This window comes from Pseudoalteromonas sp. S4492 (genome assembly GCF_005886115.1).
Lineage (GTDB): Bacteria > Pseudomonadota > Gammaproteobacteria > Enterobacterales > Alteromonadaceae > Pseudoalteromonas > Pseudoalteromonas gelatinilytica.
Window position 1 is genome coordinate 32,067 of sequence record NZ_PNCP01000005.1, and the last position, 18,363, is coordinate 50,429.

Consider the following 18,363-nt stretch of genomic DNA (forward strand, 5'->3'; position numbering starts at 1 on the left):
TAATACTGAGATTAAATAGGTTGTATACCAAATTGCTGAATATGATTTAACAGCTCGCGGTTAGTGGGTAGTTGTTGTAATCCGCGTTTGGCTTGTTTTTGGTTAGCACTAAAATGCTCAATAATAGCCGTTGGCATTGCAAGTACAGGAAATTGTGGCAATTGCTTCATTCCATAAAGTACATACTGGTAACTGGCTGCAGAGAAGACCTCTTGAGCGCGGTCAAAGTCGTTTAACCACGGACTTTGATATTGCCAAAGTGCTAAGTTTTCTTGAAGTTGCAGAGGGATTGAGTTTGCCTCTTTATGGGCTTGCCAATAGGGGCTAGTGCGCTTTGACAACACATAATGCAGCTTTAAAAATTCAATGATACGTTGCCAGCGATAATGGCACTGCTCATCAAACCGCTTTGCCAGTGTCGGCATTGCAGCACGATGTGTTGGGAAATTAGCAAGTAAGTTATTCAGGCCAAGCTCCACCATGACTAACGCTGAGGCTTCAAGTGGTTCAATAAAGCCTGCAGACATACCAATAGCTAAACAGTTTTTATACCAAAAACGGCGTCTATAGCCGGGCGTAAAACTGATTTCACGAAATGTCAGTTCATTTTGCGCGGTGCCGGGCTGGGTTTTTGCAATGTACTGGCTAAGCGCCTGTTTCGCATCTTCGCTACTGGCAAAACGACTTGAGTACACTATACCTAGACCACGGCGGCTTTGTAAGCCGATATCCCAAATCCAACCGGCATCTTGCGCAGTGGCTTTGGTATAAGAAAGGATCTCTTGCTGCGGGTTTAAATAGGGCACCTGTACGGCAACGGCTCGATCGTTAAATAACACATCGTGTTGCTCAATTAGCTCTATACCGTAATGTTGATGTAACAGCTTTGCGTGGGTGCCAGAGCAATCAATAAATAAATCACCCGCAATAGTGCCATGATCGCGGGTTTGCAATGAACTAATATAGCCATCTTCATCACTATTGATACATTCAACATGACTGACGATATGCTCAACGTTTAGATTGGTCGTGCAGTGCTGTTGTAGCAGCATGGCAAACTTACCGGCATCTAAATGATAGCCATAGTTTGCTTCACCTTGATAGGCGCTATGCAAGTGGTTTTTCGGTGCTTTATGGTGATCGCATAAGTAGGTTTGGCTTGCCACCGCGTGGCTGAAACTCACAGCATCTTTGTTGGCAAACCAGTAAGGTGCAATATTTAATTGCTGATACGCCACCGGTAAGCTGAACGGGTGGTAATAATGTGCGTCGCCTTCATCGTCACACCAGCCATCAAAGCGTGAACCTTGTTTAAAAGACGCATCACAACGTTGAATAAATTCACTTTCGCTAATGCCGATGGTTTTTAAGGTTTGTCGCATGGTTGGCCAAGTGCCTTCACCAACACCAATGGTGGCAATATCGGGCGACTCAATCAGGGTGATCTGTGCGTTGTGAGTTAAATGGGGCTGGGCAGCAATTAAACCCGCAGACAACCAACCTGCAGAACCACCACCTAAAATGACGACTTTTTTTACTTCATTCTGTTGCATGTTTAAGGCCATCTCAAATGCTATGTAGACAAACTAGCATAAATACGAAAAAAAAAGCCGCTGTTGAGCGGCTTTTTTGACAACAAAATGCTAGAACGAGTAGCGGAAGCCGATGTTGTAGCGCGCACCATATTGGTTTGCACGTAACAGCTGCTCAGAGTAACGAACGTAAGTACGTTGCGTTTCATCTGTCAGGTTTAGACCTTCAACAAACACCGTTAGGTTCTCGCTAACTGAATAGTTCACGTTAATATCCCACTGGCCATAAGACTCAGTAAAGATTGGTGAAGCATGTTGGTCAAAGCCTGTTAAGAACTCATCACGCCAGTTATAAGAAATACGAGCAGATAAACCGTTTAAATCATAAATCGCAGAGAAGTTAGCTGAATCACTTAAACCCGGTAGGGCAAATTGATAGCCAATAGCATCTCGGTCTGCTTCAACATCACCAAATACGAAAGTCGCGTTAGCGGCAATACCAAAGCCAGAATCACCAAACATATGCTGCGCTGCTAGTTCCCAGCCCCATAGGTTTGCTGTTTCAACGTTGTTATCACGCGATACGAAGAAGCTTGCCAGTGGATCTGTATCGTTACCAACGATAGGCGTGCCTTCTTCAGTGCCTTGGTTTTCGTTGATCTTATCGTGGATTGCTTGGTCAGATGGTTGCTCACCTGCTGCTGCTAAATCTTCACGCGCTTGCTCTGCACGATCACCAATGAATGGGTCTGTAATACCATCAATCGTTTCTTCGGTTGTGATATTTACAAGGAAGTTATCAACTTGCTTACGATAGTAACCCGCAGACACATAGCTGCCTTCACCGTAGTAGTATTCAAGTGATAGATCGATATTATCTGAAGTGTAAGGTTTTAAGTTCGGGTTACCCACAGCCACTTTACGTTGACCCACTTTCGGGTTACCTAAGAATGACGTTGTTGAGCGAAGCGCGCCAACAGGAGGACGAGCAAGGCTACGGCTGTAAGAGAAGCGTGCAATAACGTCTTCAACTACTTCGATGTTCATATCGATGCTAGGTAAAAACTCTTTGCTGCTACCTTCACCGTTTGAGAATGAACGTTCATCAGCGTAAATGTAAGACCATTCGTTACCGTTAACCCACTCCATTGCAACAGCAGGGCGCTCTAAGCTGTTTGCTGTAACATCTGTTGATTCGTAACGTAAACCCGCAGTGATGTTCACTGGCATACCGTTAAATTCTGTTTCGAAGTTAGCTTGTGCGTATACCGCAGTTGTTTCTTCGCTTACACGATGATCGTCATCGATTGGACCCGCTTGTACCATGCCGTTTACATCAGCAGGCCAGCTACATGCGCCAACGCCGCCATCAGGGTGATCACAGTCAATGCTTTCGGCAATCGCGACAATGTCATCGAAATCAGCATCGTAGTAGTAATTTAATAGCTTATCGCTACCACCACCAGAGAAGCCATCAAGTAAACCTGAGCTGTCTACACGAGTGAACATGCTGTCATCGTACCAATCAGCTGACATTAACCACCAACCAGCAGCAAGCTGACCTGAGTAGGCTGTAGTCGTACGGAAATCAATTTTTGTGTGTGATACACCAAAGTTAATGCTCGATAGGGCACCGCTGTTTTCGTTATACCACGTACCTTTTAACTGGTATTGGTCAAGGTCGTTGGTGTTAGTGTCTTTGTTTACACCGGCGAAAAGGGTCCCCATGTCGCTCGGTAAAATTTCTGCTTGGCCATTGGTTAATGTCATATCGATAAGCGGAATTTCGCCTTTGCTGAAGTCAGCCATTTTTTCGTCGATATTCACTGTTGGGTTTTCACACCATGAACATGACGTGTTACCAATAATCATAAACGCATCATGGCCGATACCCACACCGGCACTTTCAGCCGATGAGTTGTGCGCATCAAACTCGATGTTTAAATTGTCTGTTACTTGCCAATCAATGTTTAAACCAAGTGATTTATTTTCGTTAGTTGTTGCACCGCGGTTTAAGTTTGTTGAGTAGTCACCACCAATTTCAGTTACTTGCGTGTAAGTACCGTTTTCATTAATCGTTGCTGCGCTAACATTACCACCATTGTTGAACCACACACCAAAGCTACGGCCATCTTTTTCAAACTCAAGTTTTGAGTAAGTGTAATCAACGGTTGCAGTAATGCGGTCATTCGGTGCGTATTGCAGCACAAGTTGACCATTGGTACGTTTACGTGAATTGTCTGAAAACGCATAACCAGCATTTTGCGGGTACCAGGTTGCGCCATCAGCGCGTTGGTTGTTATCTGTCAGTGCTAAATCAGGAGACGATGAAATATCAACATTTGGGATCCAGTTATCAACCGCCATTGATTGTTCGCGGTTGTCACGCTCTTGAACTGAGCCTGAAATTAAAATACCGAATTTGTCATCGTTGAATGTGTTGCTGTAGATACCTGATAGCTCAGGTGTTACATCATCACCTGTTTCGTTTGATGTGTCGTGAACTGCTTTTGCACCAATCGAAGCGTGTAAACCAGGGTTAGAAAGAGGTTTAGCTGTGGTGATATTAACTGTTGCACCAATACCCCCGCTAGGGATATCAGAACGCGCTGTTTTATATACTTCAACACCGCTTACACTTTCTGTTGCGATGTCGCCAAAATCAAATGAACGACCGCCAGTTGTTGGCATTTGACGATTGTTAAGGGTTACTAAGTTAAATTCAGGACCAAAACCACGAACCGTAATTTTGCTACCTTCACCATTACTACGGTCAATAGACACACCGGTAATACGTTGTAAAGATTCTGCTAGGTTGGTATCAGGGAATTTACCAATGTCTTCAGAGGTAATTGCATCAACAACACCTGCAGATTGACGTTTGATATCCATTGATTTTACTAGGCTTCCGCGAATACCTGATACTTGTATTACTTCAATATCACTTGCTTTGTCGGGCTGTTCTTCGGCGACAGCTGAGTGAGGAACTAGCGCGCTTAGACCCATTGCCATAGACAGGCTAATAGCAAGCTGCTTTTTCTTGAAAAGTGTGTGGTTCATGCAAATCTCCAGATTTGGTTTTATTTTATGTTGTTGTCTATTTTTGTAAGCGCTTACATTTTCTTTCAAAAAAAATCGCCGAACCCGATTTTATAAATGTAACCGCTTACATTAAGTTATTAGAAAGTAAAACAATCGTCAACACAAATAACGGTTTAAGATTAGAGGTAATATCTATGTTTATGTTATTATGGGAAATATTTTATCAAAAAGTTTCTGTTTTTTAGGTACAAAGGCAACACCTTTCAGCTAAAATTAGAAAATTAGAGTCTTTTACATTTGTTAAAACAAGAGGTGTTTTTGTGCAATCAGTGAAATGGAATGAAGGTCTGTTTACCCCAAGCAAAATCATTTGCGTTGGTCGTAATTATGCTGCGCATATTGCAGAGCTTAACAATGAAACACCAACAAATATGGTGCTGTTTGCAAAACCAAATAGCGCAATCACAGAGTCTCTTAAAAGTGAGCACTTAGGTGAGGCACTCCACTTCGAAACTGAGCTCTGCTATTTAGTTAAAAACAAACAACTGTCTGCGGTTGGGCTAGGGCTTGATTTAACCAAGCGAGGCCTACAAAGCACGCTTAAAGAAAAAGGCCTGCCTTGGGAGCGAGCAAAAGCATTTAATGGTTCTGCACTTTTTACTGAATTTGTCACGGTGAATGACAGTTACCATTATCAATTTAGTCTGAAGATTGATGGTAAAGAGACCCAATTCGGCGATACAAAGTTAATGCTGCATAACGCTGAGCAAATCTTAGCTGAAATCAGTGAATTTATGGACCTAGAAGATGGCGATATCATTATGACTGGCACGCCTGAAGGGGTAGGGAAGGTTGTCGCTAATTCAAGCTTTGTTGTAACCCTTATGGATGATCAACAGGCGTTGCTATCTCATCAGTGGCAGGCTCTTTAAGCGGCTCTAAAATGTAGCGCTGGTAATAAGTTGAAAACTCAGGAAAGCTTTGTTCGAGCCAAGTTCGTTGGCTTTGCTGGTATCTCTCACTTGGCAGTACTTTGTTCTTCAGCGCCTCATTAATTTCTGCAAGCACTTTTTCGGCATAGTTATTAGGCGCGTTCGTTGAGCAACCAATGGCGCCAAATACCACATTCTGAGCCGGATTAACAATGGTGAGCTTTTGAATATTCTGTTGGTTTTGTTGATTGTAATAATCAGCAACGTAGGGGTAATCAATGGTGTAATCAATGTAGCCATGCTCTAACTGCGAGAGCAAAGCAAAATTTGGACTACTGCCGTTACCACTTAATGCTGCACTTTCGTAAAGCTTGGTATTTTTCGCTATAGCATCAAGCTTATTGCCAAATTTACGCGCATCATTTTGACCATAAATAAAATTGGCATCAGTGAGCAAAGAGATAAGTGATACTGGGTTACCGTGTTTTTGCTTAATTTTCAGTGCTTTCTCTTCGGTACTTAATACGCTAAAGGGTGGGTACACTGTGGTTGGGATTGAGTAAGTAGCGCGGTTGGTTTTTTTATCACGATGGATCATGCAGGCATAGCACGCCATTTGTCCGTCATCGAGATATTTACTGCCACGTTTTTGCGGCAACATCACTTTGTTGTGGTTAATGTTGGGTAAGGCTTCAATCAACATATCGGTAATTTCATTGCATAGCCCACCATGGGGATAAGCGTTACTTTTCTCGATAAAGAAGGGCTTACCATCATTTTCAAGCCAAGTAATTGAGAGCTGCTCAGAGGCATGAGTAATGGTGGCAAACAACGACCCTGCAACCACGCATAATACTTGTTTTACGACTCTACTCATTAACACCCTACAAAGTTAAATGCTATGAGTAACTATACACTAAAGTATGGATAAACCTGTAGGTGAAACAGAAAAATGATAAATTAGTGCTAGTGAGCCTACAGAGGGTAGACTCACTCATATTTTCGAATATTACCTAGAAAGGCATAGGATAGCGGGTAAATACGTCAGCGATTTTATCGTTAGCTTCATCGCTTAATTGCACCGAGAAAGCATCGATATTTTCTTTTAACTGCGCCATTGATGTTGCACCTATAATCGTTGAGCTTACGCCATCCACTTGATCACACCAAGCCAATGCAAGTTGTGAAGGTGTTAAATTAAAGGCGTTAGCAATTTCAACATATTCAGCAATCGCAGCGCGTGATTGTGCTGTGTCTCTAAATAGGCCATTACGTTGCACTAGCGTCCAACGACTACCTTCAGGGCGAGCACCATTTAAGTACTTACCACTTAGCATGCCGCCACCTAGGGGTGACCAAGGTAGGTAAGCAATATCTTCATGAATACATTGTTCAATCAAATACGGCCAATCTTTGGCGTGCAATAAACTAAATTCGTTTTGAATCGATACCATGCGCGGAAGGTTATGCTGCTCACTTAAGCGTAAGTACTGGCTGATGCCCCAAGGTGTATCGTCTGATAAACCACAGTGCTTAATTTTACCAGCCTTGATACAGTCATTCAGCCCTTCAAGAATATCTAACATACCCGCGATATTTTGATCAGTGTCAGCCTCTGAGAAGCACACTTTACCTGGCCACTGTTTACCAAAGTGCGGTGATGTACGGTTAGGCCAATGTAATTGGTATAAATCGATAACCTCAGTTTGCAAGCGTTTAAGAGATGCATCAACGGCTTCAACCACTGCTTGGCGAGTAATATCGCCTGCATCGCGTACCCAAGGTAAGCCGTTACCCGCAATTTTAGTGGCAATGACAAGATCATCGCGTTTGTCTTTATTACGCGCTAACCAATTACCGATGATCTCTTCTGTCTTACCGTAGGTGTCTGGAGAAGGTGGTACGGCATACATTTCGGCAGTATCAATAAAGTTAACGCCTTTATCTAATGCATAGGCGATTTGTTCATCGGCATCGGCTTGGTTGTTTTGCATACCCCATGTCATGCTACCTAAGCAAACACGAGATACATCAATACCACTTCGACCAAGTGGGCTATAAAGCATAATAGATCCTTGTTAATCGCTAGAATGGGCTTTAAGTGCAGTTAATAACTCATCATTTAACTGCGCTTTTTTACCCGTTTTAAAATTAAACATAACCACTTGTGATGAGCCAATGGTTGTTACTGCGTCTTGGCTTTCACTAAATACAGTGTAATGCATCATAAAACGATCGTGTTCAATGTCACTAATCTTTACACCAACATGCACCGTATCAGGAAATGTCACCGGGCGTTTATAGCGAGCATTGTTTTCGCTGATCACCGGACCCACACCTGTTACTTGTAAATCTTTAAGAAAACCTAGTTGAGTAAAAAAATCGATACGGGCTGTTTCAAAGTAGCGAAAATACACCACATTATTGACGTGCTGCAGGGCATCCATTTCACCCCATGCAACATTAATTTTTGTTCTGATAGGGTGTTGTTCTATAAACGATTGCATAGTAAATCTTCGTTGATTGTGAGAAAACTTAGGTTAGCAATATGCTGCTTTTAGCTCAAGGAAATTAGAAAACTCAGTAGATTGTGCTAGATTTATAAGTTCACGCTTACGTAAAGTGTGAGCAAAATGAACACACATTAAAGGACCTTAATTATGCAGCAACTAACCTTGAGGGTGATAAAGTGGATTGCACTTTTCATCTTACTCGCTCTAGCTTTGCTCTGTTATAGCATGGGCACAATGTCAGGATTTATCGCTTTAATTGTCGTGGGCTTGTTATTCGAAGCCGCGTTTTGGTTATTTGGCGCACGGCTTATCAGTCGCAAAAAACCAAACCAACAAACAAGCCAAACCTCTTAGCTTGCACTCTCAGGAAGTTTAAATATAATAACTGTATATATAAACAGTTGTTGTATTCCTGATGAAAAAATTCATTCACATCGATATGGACTGCTTTTATGCAGCCGTTGAGATGCGTGATAACCCCGCGCTTGCCAATGTGCCACTGGCTATAGGTGGTAATAGTCGTCGCGGGGTGCTATCAACAGCTAATTATATTGCCCGTAAATATGGTGTGCGCTCGGCGATGTCGAACTATCACGCCAAACAACTGTGCCCCGATCTGGTTATCGTGCCCGGACGCATGCAGGTTTACAAAGAAATCTCCACGCAAATTCGCGCCATTTTTGCAAAGTACACTGACCTTATTGAGCCGTTATCGTTAGATGAAGCCTACCTTGATGTAACCGACAGTACCGCATGCAAAGGCAGTGCAACTCTGATGGCAGAGCAAATCCGCCAAGAAATCTATGACACCACCGGACTAACAGCCTCAGCGGGCGTTGCGCCAATTAAGTTTATTGCCAAAATAGCCAGCGATGAAAATAAGCCTAATGGTCAGTTTGTGGTATTGCCCGATCAAGTTGATGACTTTTTGGCGAGTTTACCGCTTGGCAAAATTCCTGGCGTAGGCAAGGTGACATTAGAAAAGCTGCAACTTAAAGGGCTTTACACGGGGGCTGATGTGCGTGCGAAAGGGGTTAATTGGATGCAGCAGCACATTGGTAATTTTGGCGTGTCTTTATATCAAAAGTGTGCAGGCGAATACGTTGGCAAAGTGTCAACAGAGCGAGTGCGAAAGTCGCTCAGTGTTGAGCACACCTATGAATACAACAAAAATAATTTAGACGAGTGTTTAAGCCAGTTACCCCGCTTGATGGATGAATTAACTCGTCGTCTTGATAGACAACAATTAAACAACCGCATCAATAAATTATCGGTGAAGGTCAAGTTTGCCAATTTTGTTGTGACCAGTGCCGATCAAAGCCACCATCAATTAGACGAACGCATTTTTGCTGAGTTAATGAGCAAAGCCTATGAGCGAGGTAACAACCAGCCAGTACGCCTGCTAGGGATAGGTGTCGGAATAAAGAGTCAGGCTCACGAGCATTTTCAGCTGAGTATATTAGACTAAAGGTTAACACCTTGGTGCTTGAAAGTTTGTTAGTGTCTAGTTGGGGTGCTAGGCCTGCCTAGTTCAACACCTTAGACAACATTATAACTTAATAAGAGAGATGACTATGCAATCGGTCGTAATCGTGCTGCTCGGAATAGTCGGTATGTTGTTCGGATGGTTCTTTTATTCGAAATTCATCGCCGAAAAAATATTTAAAATGGATGATAATTTTGTCACACCTGCTCATGAACTTGAGGATGGTGTGGATTATGTGCCAACTAACAAAGTTGTGTTATGGGGTCACCATTTCACTTCTGTTGCAGGTGCCGCGCCAATTGTTGGCCCTGCCATTGCCGTTTATTGGGGCTGGGTGCCTGCGGTACTTTGGGTGGTATTTGGTACTATCTTTTTTGCTGGTGTTCACGACATGGGGGCTCTATGGGCCAGTGCGCGTAACAAAGGCAAATCAATGGGCGCTTTATCTGAAAGCGTAATTGGTAAACGCACCCGTGCGTTATTTATGATTGTGGTGTTCTTAGTACTGCTGATGGTGAATGCGGTATTTGGTGTGGTCATTGCTAAATCATTTGTATCTCAACCTAACGCGGTATTCCCTGCTTGGTCAGCGATTGTGGTGGCTTTAGTCATCGGTCAATTGTTACGCCGTAAAGTGTCGTTAATTCCACTGTGTTTAATTGGTGTTGCCATTCTTTACTACACAATTTACCTAGGTAGTAGCATGCCAATCGCATTACCTGATGAAATGTTCGGATTGAGTGCGAATGCGAACTGGATCATCATCTTATTTATTTATGCTGCCATTGCTTCATTATTGCCGGTATGGATGCTGTTACAGCCACGTGACTTCATCAACGGTATGCAGTTATTAGTGGGATTAGTACTACTTTATGGTGCGGTATTTATTTCAATGCCAGATATCACAGCGCCTGCGTTTAATACCCAAACGGCGGTAGATACACCAAGTATTATTCCATTGTTATTCGTGACTATAGCTTGTGGTGCGGTATCGGGTTTCCACGGTATTGTGTCTTCAGGTACCAGTTCTAAGCAGCTTAACAAAGAAACCGATGGTCGCTTTGTTGGTTACTTAGGTGCGGTAGGCGAAGGTATGCTTGCGCTTATTACATTGGTTGCAGTAAGTGGTGTTGCGCTTGCGGTATCTCCAGAAGAATGGCATGAAATTTACAGCCACTTAGGTGCCGGTAGTGTGAGTGCCTTTATTAATGGTGGCGCTAATCTAATTGAAAACGGCTGGGGTATTTCGCAAGAAGTCGCCTCAACATTACTTGCCGTAATGGTGGTGCTGTTTGCGGGGACTACGATGGACTCTGGCGTTCGTCTGCAGCGTTATATCATCCAAGAATGGGGCGATATTTATAATATCAGCATTATTCGAAACGGTGTGGTTGCGACGTTAGTTGCTGTACTTTGCTGTTTACTGCTTGCTTTTGGTGCTGGTGGCGCTGATGGTAGCGGCGGTATGATCATTTGGCCGTTATTCGGCTCGACTAACCAAATCCTTGCAAGTTTAACCTTGTTGGTTATTTCAGTGATGCTAATTAAGGCGAATCGTCCTGCAAAATACACACTGATCCCAATGAGTTTTGTATTGATAATGGCGTTCTTTGCTGGGGTTATTAAACTTGGCGAGTACTATCAACAAGGTAACTGGTTACTGGTGACACTTGATTTGTTAGTACTGGTGGTGAGCGTACTGGTTATGCTTGAAGCTTGGTCTGTGATTGTTAAGCATCGTAAAGACTCAGCAGACATTACAGAGCAGTAAACTTAGCTTGCCAGCCTTATCGTAAGCTATCTTACTTGGCTGGCAATAGCGCTTTAAATCAATGATAATAAGGTCCTATGTTTCTAACAGCAGGACCTTTTTTATGGCATACCCTCATGCAGTTGCAGCCCCGCAATTAGCGGATGCAAATCACGATGCATTGATTATTATCGGTGATGATTTTTCTTCTTTAGCAGACGCAAGCTTAAGCCAAGCTATTAGCGCTCAACAAGCCGTAGACGCACGTATTGGTAAACAAGTGACATTACTTGTAATTGACTCTAAACGCGTTATTTTGGCGCCTACAGGCCCTCTGAACCGTGATTATGATGATGTACGTCGTTACTTTGATGCGGCAAAGCAAGGTGTACTAGAAGCGAAAGCATCGGGTAGCACTCAGCCTGCAATTTTACTTGCTAATGTAAATCAAGATAGCCGTTACAAGCACGCCCTCGAAGTGGCTTATTTAGGTGCTTGCCAAGCACTTTGGCAACCACTTGAGGCTCGTGAGTACCATGGTCAAGCGATTGAACCAATTAGCCAAATTAGCCTAGTTGGCGCAGACGAGGCAATGAGCAAAGCGCTTAATGCTATTGCTGCGGGTCAATACGCTGCACGTGATTTATGTGGTACAGAACCTGAGCGTATGGCACCACCACGTTTTGCTGATTACTGCGTTGAGTTATTTGCGGGTAGCAAGGTATCTGTTGAAGTGATTTCAGATATCAACACTATCGATAAAGATTACCCAATGATGAGCACTGTAGCGCGCGCATCTTACGCTGTTGAACGTCATCACCCACGTGTTGTAAAACTAGAATACGTGCCTGAAGGCGACGTTGAGCGTACCTTAATGTTTGTTGGTAAAGGTTTAGTTTACGATACCGGTGGTGCAGACCTTAAAGTGGGTGGCTTTATGGCAGGCATGAGCCGCGATAAAGGCGGTGCGGCTTCGGTTGCTGGCTTTATGAAATCAGTGGCTGACTTTGCACCAAAAGGCGTAAAAGTAATTGCCTATTTAGCCGTGGTTCGTAACTCAATTGGTTCTGATTGTTTTGTTCCTGATGAAATCATCACTTGCCGTGAAGGTGTACGTGTTCGTATCGGTAACACCGATGCTGAAGGTCGTTTAGCAATGGGTGACTTACTAAGTGAAATGAAAGATCGCGCTTTAAACGAAGTGAACCCAGAGCTATTCACTGTTGCTACGCTAACAGGCCACGCAGCACGTGCGATGGGTCCTTACAGTGCGTATGTTGAAAATGGTCCAGCTCGTGCAGCGAATGTTTCACGCCAAATTGCTGATTTAGGTGATTTATGGGCAGATGGCGCAGAAGTATCTCGTAGCCGCCGTGAAGATTACGATTTCGTAAAACCACGTACACTGGCAGATGACGTACTTTCAAGCAACAATGCACCATCAGCTGTAACTGCACGTGGTCACCAGTTCCCAATGGCATTCTTAGCGATTGTTGGTGGCTTAGATAAGCATGGCACTGAATCTGAAAAGCCATTACCGTATGTTCATATGGATATCGCAGGTAGCGGTGTAGAAGGTGGTGATTGGCAACATGGTAAGCCTACCGCAGCAACAGTAAGCAGCTTATTCGCTCGTTATTGTTTATAAGCTAAAGTTATAAGTTTTAAGTTTGAAAAGCCCCGCACAGCAGTGCGGGGCTTTTTTGTGGTGTTAGTCGAGCTTGAAGCGGTTAACGACATCACTTAACGCTTGCGAGCTTTGTTTTAAGTTTTCACTGGCGTTCGAAAGTCCTTCGGTATTCGACAGTGATTGCTCAGTTGATTGCGAAAGCTCATTAATCCGTAAATTAACCTCATCTGCGGCGCTAGTTTGTTGCTCGGTAGCGCGGGCGATTTGGCTGTTCATATCTTTGATAATAGTGACAAGTCGCTCAATCTCACTCAGCGAACTATTTGCTTCACCTGCCTGTGAAACTGTTTCGGTTGATAACTGTTGGCTTGCTGATACAGCATCAACAGCAGCTTGTGCACCGGTTTGTAGTTTACTGATCATGGCTTGAATTTCGTCGGTACTTTTACCTGTACGACTTGCTAATGTACGTACTTCGTCAGCTACCACAGCAAAGCCTCGGCCTTGCTCACCAGCACGAGCCGCTTCAATAGCAGCATTGAGTGCCAGTAGGTTGGTTTGCTCAGCAATACTGCGAATAACATCTAATACCGAGCCTATGTTGTTACTCTCTGCAGCAAGATCCGCCGTTACCTTACTCACTTGTTCAATATTATGCGACAGGGTCTCAATGGCGGTAATGGTCTTGTTAAGAACCTGCTTGCCTGCTTCGGCATTTTGCGCCGCTTCATTGGCGGCATGTTCAGCTTGGTCAGCATTTTGACTAACATCGTGAATTTGATGAGTCATTTGTTCCATCGCGGTTGCTACTTGAGTTGAGCTATCGTTTTGTAATTCAATAAAAGAGTGATTGGTTTTACTGGCATCATCTACGCTATGAGCAAACTGATTTACTTGCTCGGCATTGTGGGCAACATGCTTCAGTGACTCACGCATTTTTGCGGTGTACAAATTAAAATAGCGCGACAAACGAGACACTTCATCGTTGCCATTTTCATCAAGCTTTTGGGTTAAATCCCCTTCGCCTTGTGAGATGTCTTTCATCATGTTTGCGGCAAGTTGGGTCGGGCGTAGAATACTATTGGCAATTAGGTAGCTAAGTGCAACCAGTAGGGCAATGAGCACCACAGCGGTGATAATGACATGGGTACGAAGCGAAGAGAATGCTTCTTCAATGGTATCGATGTAGACACCAGAGCCTACAATCCATTGCCACTTGTCAAAACCTTTTACGTAGGCAATTTTATCAACCGGCTTGTCTTTACCAGGTTTTGGCCACTTGTAGGGAATAAAGCCTTTACCTTGTTTTTTGACAATATTGACCATATCGACAAATAACAACACGCCATCTGGATCTTTACTGCTCGCTAGCGATTTACCATTTAATTCGGGCTTAAACGGGTGCATGACCATCACGGGTTGATAATCGTTGATCCAAAAGTAATTGTTGTTGTCATAACGTAGTGCAGAAATTGTTTCGAGGGCTGCTTGTTTGGCCTGTTGCTCACTTAGCTTACCTTGCTCAAACAATTCATAGTTATGCTCAATAATAGAGTAAGCAGACTCAACAAGGTTTTGGGTTTTTATGTATTGCTCATGTTTTAGCGAGCTGTATTGCTGCGTTAAACTCGAGACGCTCAAAAATATCAGCCCTATCACGACCACACTCACTAACATGGCGAGGCGCTGAAAAATTGTAAAACGGCGTAAGTAATTCATGTGTGTTCCTTCGTCATGCTCATAGGAGCAATGTATTAAGCGTAGCCAAAATAGGTCGAAAATCTAGTTAAATAGTAGAATACATTGAGACAAAAAAAAGGCTGATTTAACAATCAGCCTTTAGTCTAAGTTATCGAAATTGAACGTGATTATTCAACGTTAAAGTGTCGGTTGAAGAAACTTGTGATAGTTTGGTGTAAGTGCGTTTGTACGCTCTTGCCACGTAAACTGTGTTTTGAACCCGGGTAAGTCATCATTTCGAACTGTTTTTCTTGATCTTGCAGTTGTTTGAATAACTTAGTGGCGTGAGTGAATAATACGTTATCATCAGCCATACCGTGGTAAATCATCAGTGGGCCTTTTAAGCCTTCAGCATACGGGAAAACTGCACTTGCTTCGTAACCTTTCGCGTTAGTTGCAGGGTGACCTACATAACGTTCAGTGTAGTGAGTGTCGTAAAGTTCCCAATCAGTGACTGGCGCACCAGAAACACCGGCTTTGAAGTAGTCGCCCGCTTTAAACATGGTCATAAGCGCCATGTAACCACCGTAGCTGTGGCCATAAATACCAATACGCTCAGGGTCAACGTAATCAAGGGTACGTAAGAACTCGACCCCTTTAATTTGGTCTGCCACTTCAGCAACACCTAAGTGCTTATAAATCACGTCTTCAAACTTTTTACCACGGTTGTATGAACCACGGTTATCAAGTTGGAAAATAACATAGCCTTGTTGTGCCATGTACTGGAAGTATAAGTTTTTACTACGCCAGCTGTTTGTTACGCGCTGAGCATGAGGGCCGCCATACACGTTAACAATAACCGGGTGCTTTTTACCGTCTTGGTAATTAGTTGGCTTGAATAAACGGTAATGCATGATTTGCCCGTCTTCAGCCGTCAACGTGCCGTATTCAGGTGTGATCAAATCAGCAAGGTAAGGCGTTAATGGGTGTGACTTATCTAACTTGTTTTCTTCAAGCCAAGTGATAAATTCGCCATTAATTTTACGTAATGCTGCTGAGCCTGGCTTATTAACTGATGAGCTGTTATCGATAAAGGTTTTGTTATCTTTAGCAATCACCACATTATGGTAAGCGCCTAGTTCAGTTACGCGTTTAATTTCGCCTTTCTTGAATAGCGGTACGCTGTAAAGGTGGCTTTCAAGTGCTGTATCTTTACGACCTGCAAAATAAACGATGCCTTTTTTCTCATCGATACCTTTTAAGCTATCAACAACCCATTCACCTTGGGTGATTTGACGGATCATTTCGCCGTTTGTGCGGTATAAATAAAGATGTTTAAAACCGTCGCGCTCAGATGCCCAAACGAAATGTTTTTTATCGTTTAAGAACTGCAAATCAAAGTGCAGGTTAATCCAAGTATCACTGCTTTCTGTTAGGGCAACGGTTTGTTTTTTAGTGTCGCTATTATAAAAACGTAACTCTAAGTTATGTTGCGAGCGGTCTTGCCACTGATAAGAAAGTGTTTTGTTATCTTTTAACCAGTTAGCACGAGCGATATAGATATCTTGATCGTCGCCTAAATCAACCCAGTCAGTTTTTTGATTGTTGATGCTTACAACACCTAACTGAATTTTAACGTTGTCGGTACCTGTAAACGGGTAGCGTTGGTTAAAAAGCTTTACTTCATCCGCGTAAATTTCATTACGGATAGCTTCTTTTACTGGGCTTTCATCAACACGGGTATAAGCGATTTTAGATTCATCACCAGACCACCAGTAGCCAGTCATACGGCCCATTTCTTCTTGCGCAACAAACTCGGCCATGCCGTTTTTAATAACGCCGCCACCATCTTTACTTAATTGGATTTCTTGACCCGTTTTTAAGTTAAGTGCATATAGGTTTTGCTCACGAATAAACGACACATAATGGCCTTTAGGTGAGAAACGTGCATCGGTTTCAAATGCTTCTGTGTCGGTTAATTTACGGCTTTTAGCTGAAGCAAGCTCATAATAGTAAAGGTCGCCATTAAGTGGAAATAAAAGCGCTTTACCGTCTTTTGACCATTTATATTCTAAAATCCCTTTACCAAAAATACGCTGGCGCTCACGGCGTGCTTTTTCTTCGTCAGATAAGTTCTCTGGACCAGAGAATAGTGCAGCAGAGTCAACTAATAAGCGGTTTTTGTTATCTTTTAAGTTGTATTCCCATAAGTCGTAGCGATTGTAATCATCGGTTTTACCTTGCAGGTAAGTGACACGACTGCCATCTGGAGAGAATTTAAGTTGCACAGGCGCTTTGCCTGCTAAGCTTGGATCGTCAAAAATACGCTCAAGAGTAAGCGGTTCAGCGGTCACACTGAATGCTGTTGCCACCATCGGCAAAGCAAGTGAGAGAGATTTAATTTTTTTTAGCACAGGAGTACCTTCGCTCGAATAAAAACTGCCACGATGGTAATGGTAAGCTTAGGCAACTGCAACAAAATGCTATAAAGTAGGGGATGTTTACCCAATATCAAAGGATTTATTGATGAAAAATACTGATACGCCGTTTTCTCTGGCCCCAGAACTACAACGCGACTGCATTGAGCTTGCGGATTGGCCACTGTGTAAAGTATTACTGATGAATGATAGCCAATACCCATGGTTTATTTTAGTGCCAAGAGTCGCTGGTGTTAAAGAGATTATCGACCTTTCTGAAGAGCTACAAATTACCTTATTACAAGAGTCGGGCAAACTGAGTAAACTATTACAACAGGTATTCAACCCAGACAAACTTAATGTAGCAGCACTAGGGAATATGGTACCGCAATTACATGTTCATCATATTGCGCGCTTCACAACTGATGCGGCTTGGCCAACACCAATCTGGGGTAAATTACCAGCAGTGCCTTATACAGACGAACAAATTGCGGTATTAAAAGCGCACTTTTAAACTGTTTGTTCTACCAAGATTGGACTAAGCTAAATGGATGATGCACGAAGGGGTACAGAATAAATGAAACACACAGTGTTTGCCGTGTTGCTTATTCTGAGCTCTTTTTCTTGTTTAGCAAAAAGCTATTACTTTGTTGGTAGTCACTTTCCTGCCATTTTAGAACAAGATCAGCAGGGAACAGTGGTCGGCTTAGGTGCCGATATCGCACACGAAATTTGCAGACGTTTAGGGCATGAGTTGGTTATTGATATCATGCCACTAAAACGCGCACTAAAAATGGTAGAGCAAGGTCACGCTGATGCCATTATCGGTCCTTACAAATCCCCTATGCGTCAGCAGTATATGCAATTTAGTGACTTGCCCTTTTACGAAGACCCGATCGTTTTTTATACCAAGAAGAACAATGATGTGACCTGGGTTGGTAATTTTGCCAGTTTACGAAAAGATATTATTGGTACCATTCGAGGCTGGAACTATGGCCCTGAATTTAAACGTAATGAAACAAGTTTATCGCTATCTGAAGTGGGCAATGTGCGGGCTAGTTTTTTACAGCTGATGTATAACCGAGTTGACTTAATTCTCACCCATCCTCGGGCAGCAAAGCCAGTGATCGACAGTTTAGACATAGCAGATAAAGTGATTATGTTATCGCCACCTGTCACGATTAATCAGGGCTACTATGGCTTTAGTAAACAACGCGAACTCGATGAATTTATTGATGCTTTTAATGCCGAGTTTCAAAAAATGCTGATCAACGGGGATATTGTAGAACTAAACTCCAAATATGGTTTGAACTTCGTTGCACACTAGTCGTGTTTTACTCGATTTCAGGCAATAAAAAACGCTGCAATTGCAGCGTTTTTT

At 43.0% G+C, this 18,363-nt stretch carries 14 protein-coding genes; 7 read left to right on the forward strand and 7 right to left on the reverse strand.

The features are described from left to right. Window positions 1–11: 11 nt before the first annotated feature. Together CWC28_RS02215 and CWC28_RS02220 are read right to left on the reverse strand one after the other, a co-directional pair. Window positions 12–1,553, reverse strand: coding sequence for a tryptophan halogenase family protein (locus CWC28_RS02215; RefSeq protein WP_138624666.1), 1,542 nt, complete (start codon window positions 1,551–1,553; stop codon window positions 12–14). 90 nt (window positions 1,554–1,643) lie between these two features. Next, a complete protein-coding gene (locus CWC28_RS02220) occupies window positions 1,644–4,592 on the reverse strand; it encodes a TonB-dependent receptor (RefSeq protein ID WP_249324936.1) in 2,949 nt (982 codons plus the stop codon). A gap of 302 nt (window positions 4,593–4,894) precedes the next feature. Here CWC28_RS02220 and CWC28_RS02225 point away from each other — a divergent pair, with 302 nt between their 5' ends. Further along, the gene (locus tag CWC28_RS02225) at window positions 4,895–5,506 is read left to right on the forward strand and encodes a fumarylacetoacetate hydrolase family protein (RefSeq protein ID WP_138624667.1); all 612 of its coding nucleotides are present in this window, start codon (window positions 4,895–4,897) and stop codon (window positions 5,504–5,506) included. Here the strand turns inward: CWC28_RS02225 and CWC28_RS02230 are convergent. The 3 genes from CWC28_RS02230 to CWC28_RS02240 form a co-directional block, all read right to left on the reverse strand. Continuing rightward, window positions 5,457–6,383, reverse strand: a complete 927-nt coding sequence (locus CWC28_RS02230; RefSeq protein ID WP_138624668.1) for an ABC transporter substrate-binding protein — start codon at window positions 6,381–6,383, stop codon at window positions 5,457–5,459. The two genes, CWC28_RS02225 and CWC28_RS02230, sit on opposite strands and share 50 nt — an antisense overlap. 136 nt (window positions 6,384–6,519) lie before the next feature. Beyond that, window positions 6,520–7,572: an aldo/keto reductase gene (locus tag CWC28_RS02235; protein WP_063702208.1), complete on the reverse strand. Its 1,053-nt coding sequence runs from the start codon at window positions 7,570–7,572 to the stop codon at window positions 6,520–6,522. 12 nt (window positions 7,573–7,584) lie between these two features. Next, the gene (locus CWC28_RS02240) at window positions 7,585–8,013 is read right to left on the reverse strand and encodes an acyl-CoA thioesterase (protein ID WP_054552595.1); all 429 of its coding nucleotides are present in this window, start codon (window positions 8,011–8,013) and stop codon (window positions 7,585–7,587) included. Between the two features lie 153 nt (window positions 8,014–8,166). Between CWC28_RS02240 and CWC28_RS02245 the strand changes: the two genes are divergently transcribed. From CWC28_RS02245 to CWC28_RS02260, 4 genes are all read left to right on the forward strand, one after another. Then, complete coding sequence (locus CWC28_RS02245; RefSeq protein WP_054552594.1) at window positions 8,167–8,373, forward strand: hypothetical protein; 207 nt, start codon at window positions 8,167–8,169, stop codon at window positions 8,371–8,373. A gap of 61 nt (window positions 8,374–8,434) precedes the next feature. Beyond that, complete coding sequence (gene dinB, locus CWC28_RS02250) at window positions 8,435–9,487, forward strand: DNA polymerase IV (RefSeq protein WP_063702209.1); 1,053 nt, start codon at window positions 8,435–8,437, stop codon at window positions 9,485–9,487. Between the two features lie 106 nt (window positions 9,488–9,593). Then, complete coding sequence (locus CWC28_RS02255; RefSeq protein ID WP_063702212.1) at window positions 9,594–11,276, forward strand: carbon starvation CstA family protein; 1,683 nt, start codon at window positions 9,594–9,596, stop codon at window positions 11,274–11,276. A 103-nt stretch (window positions 11,277–11,379) separates the two neighbouring features. After that, window positions 11,380–12,903, forward strand: a complete 1,524-nt coding sequence (locus CWC28_RS02260) for a M17 family metallopeptidase (protein WP_063702214.1) — start codon at window positions 11,380–11,382, stop codon at window positions 12,901–12,903. Window positions 12,904–12,966: 63 nt separating this feature from the next. Here the strand turns inward: CWC28_RS02260 and CWC28_RS02265 are convergent, their stop codons facing one another. Both CWC28_RS02265 and CWC28_RS02270 read right to left on the reverse strand, forming a co-directional pair. Further along, window positions 12,967–14,604, reverse strand: coding sequence for a methyl-accepting chemotaxis protein (locus tag CWC28_RS02265; protein ID WP_063702216.1), 1,638 nt, complete (start codon window positions 14,602–14,604; stop codon window positions 12,967–12,969). Window positions 14,605–14,753: 149 nt separating this feature from the next. Then, window positions 14,754–16,979 (reverse strand): S9 family peptidase, encoded by a 2,226-nt coding sequence (locus CWC28_RS02270; RefSeq protein WP_063702218.1) that lies wholly within the window; start codon window positions 16,977–16,979, stop codon window positions 14,754–14,756. A gap of 112 nt (window positions 16,980–17,091) precedes the next feature. On the opposite strand from CWC28_RS02270, the gene CWC28_RS02275 reads away from it, so the two are divergent. Then, entirely contained in the window at window positions 17,092–17,496 is a 405-nt protein-coding gene (locus CWC28_RS02275; protein WP_063702220.1) for an HIT domain-containing protein, read from the forward strand. Between the two features lie 63 nt (window positions 17,497–17,559). Beyond that, window positions 17,560–18,309 carry a substrate-binding periplasmic protein gene (locus CWC28_RS02280; RefSeq protein ID WP_063702222.1) on the forward strand — a complete coding sequence of 250 codons (750 nt, stop codon included), beginning with the start codon at window positions 17,560–17,562 and terminating at the stop codon, window positions 18,307–18,309. Window positions 18,310–18,363 lie beyond the last annotated feature (54 nt).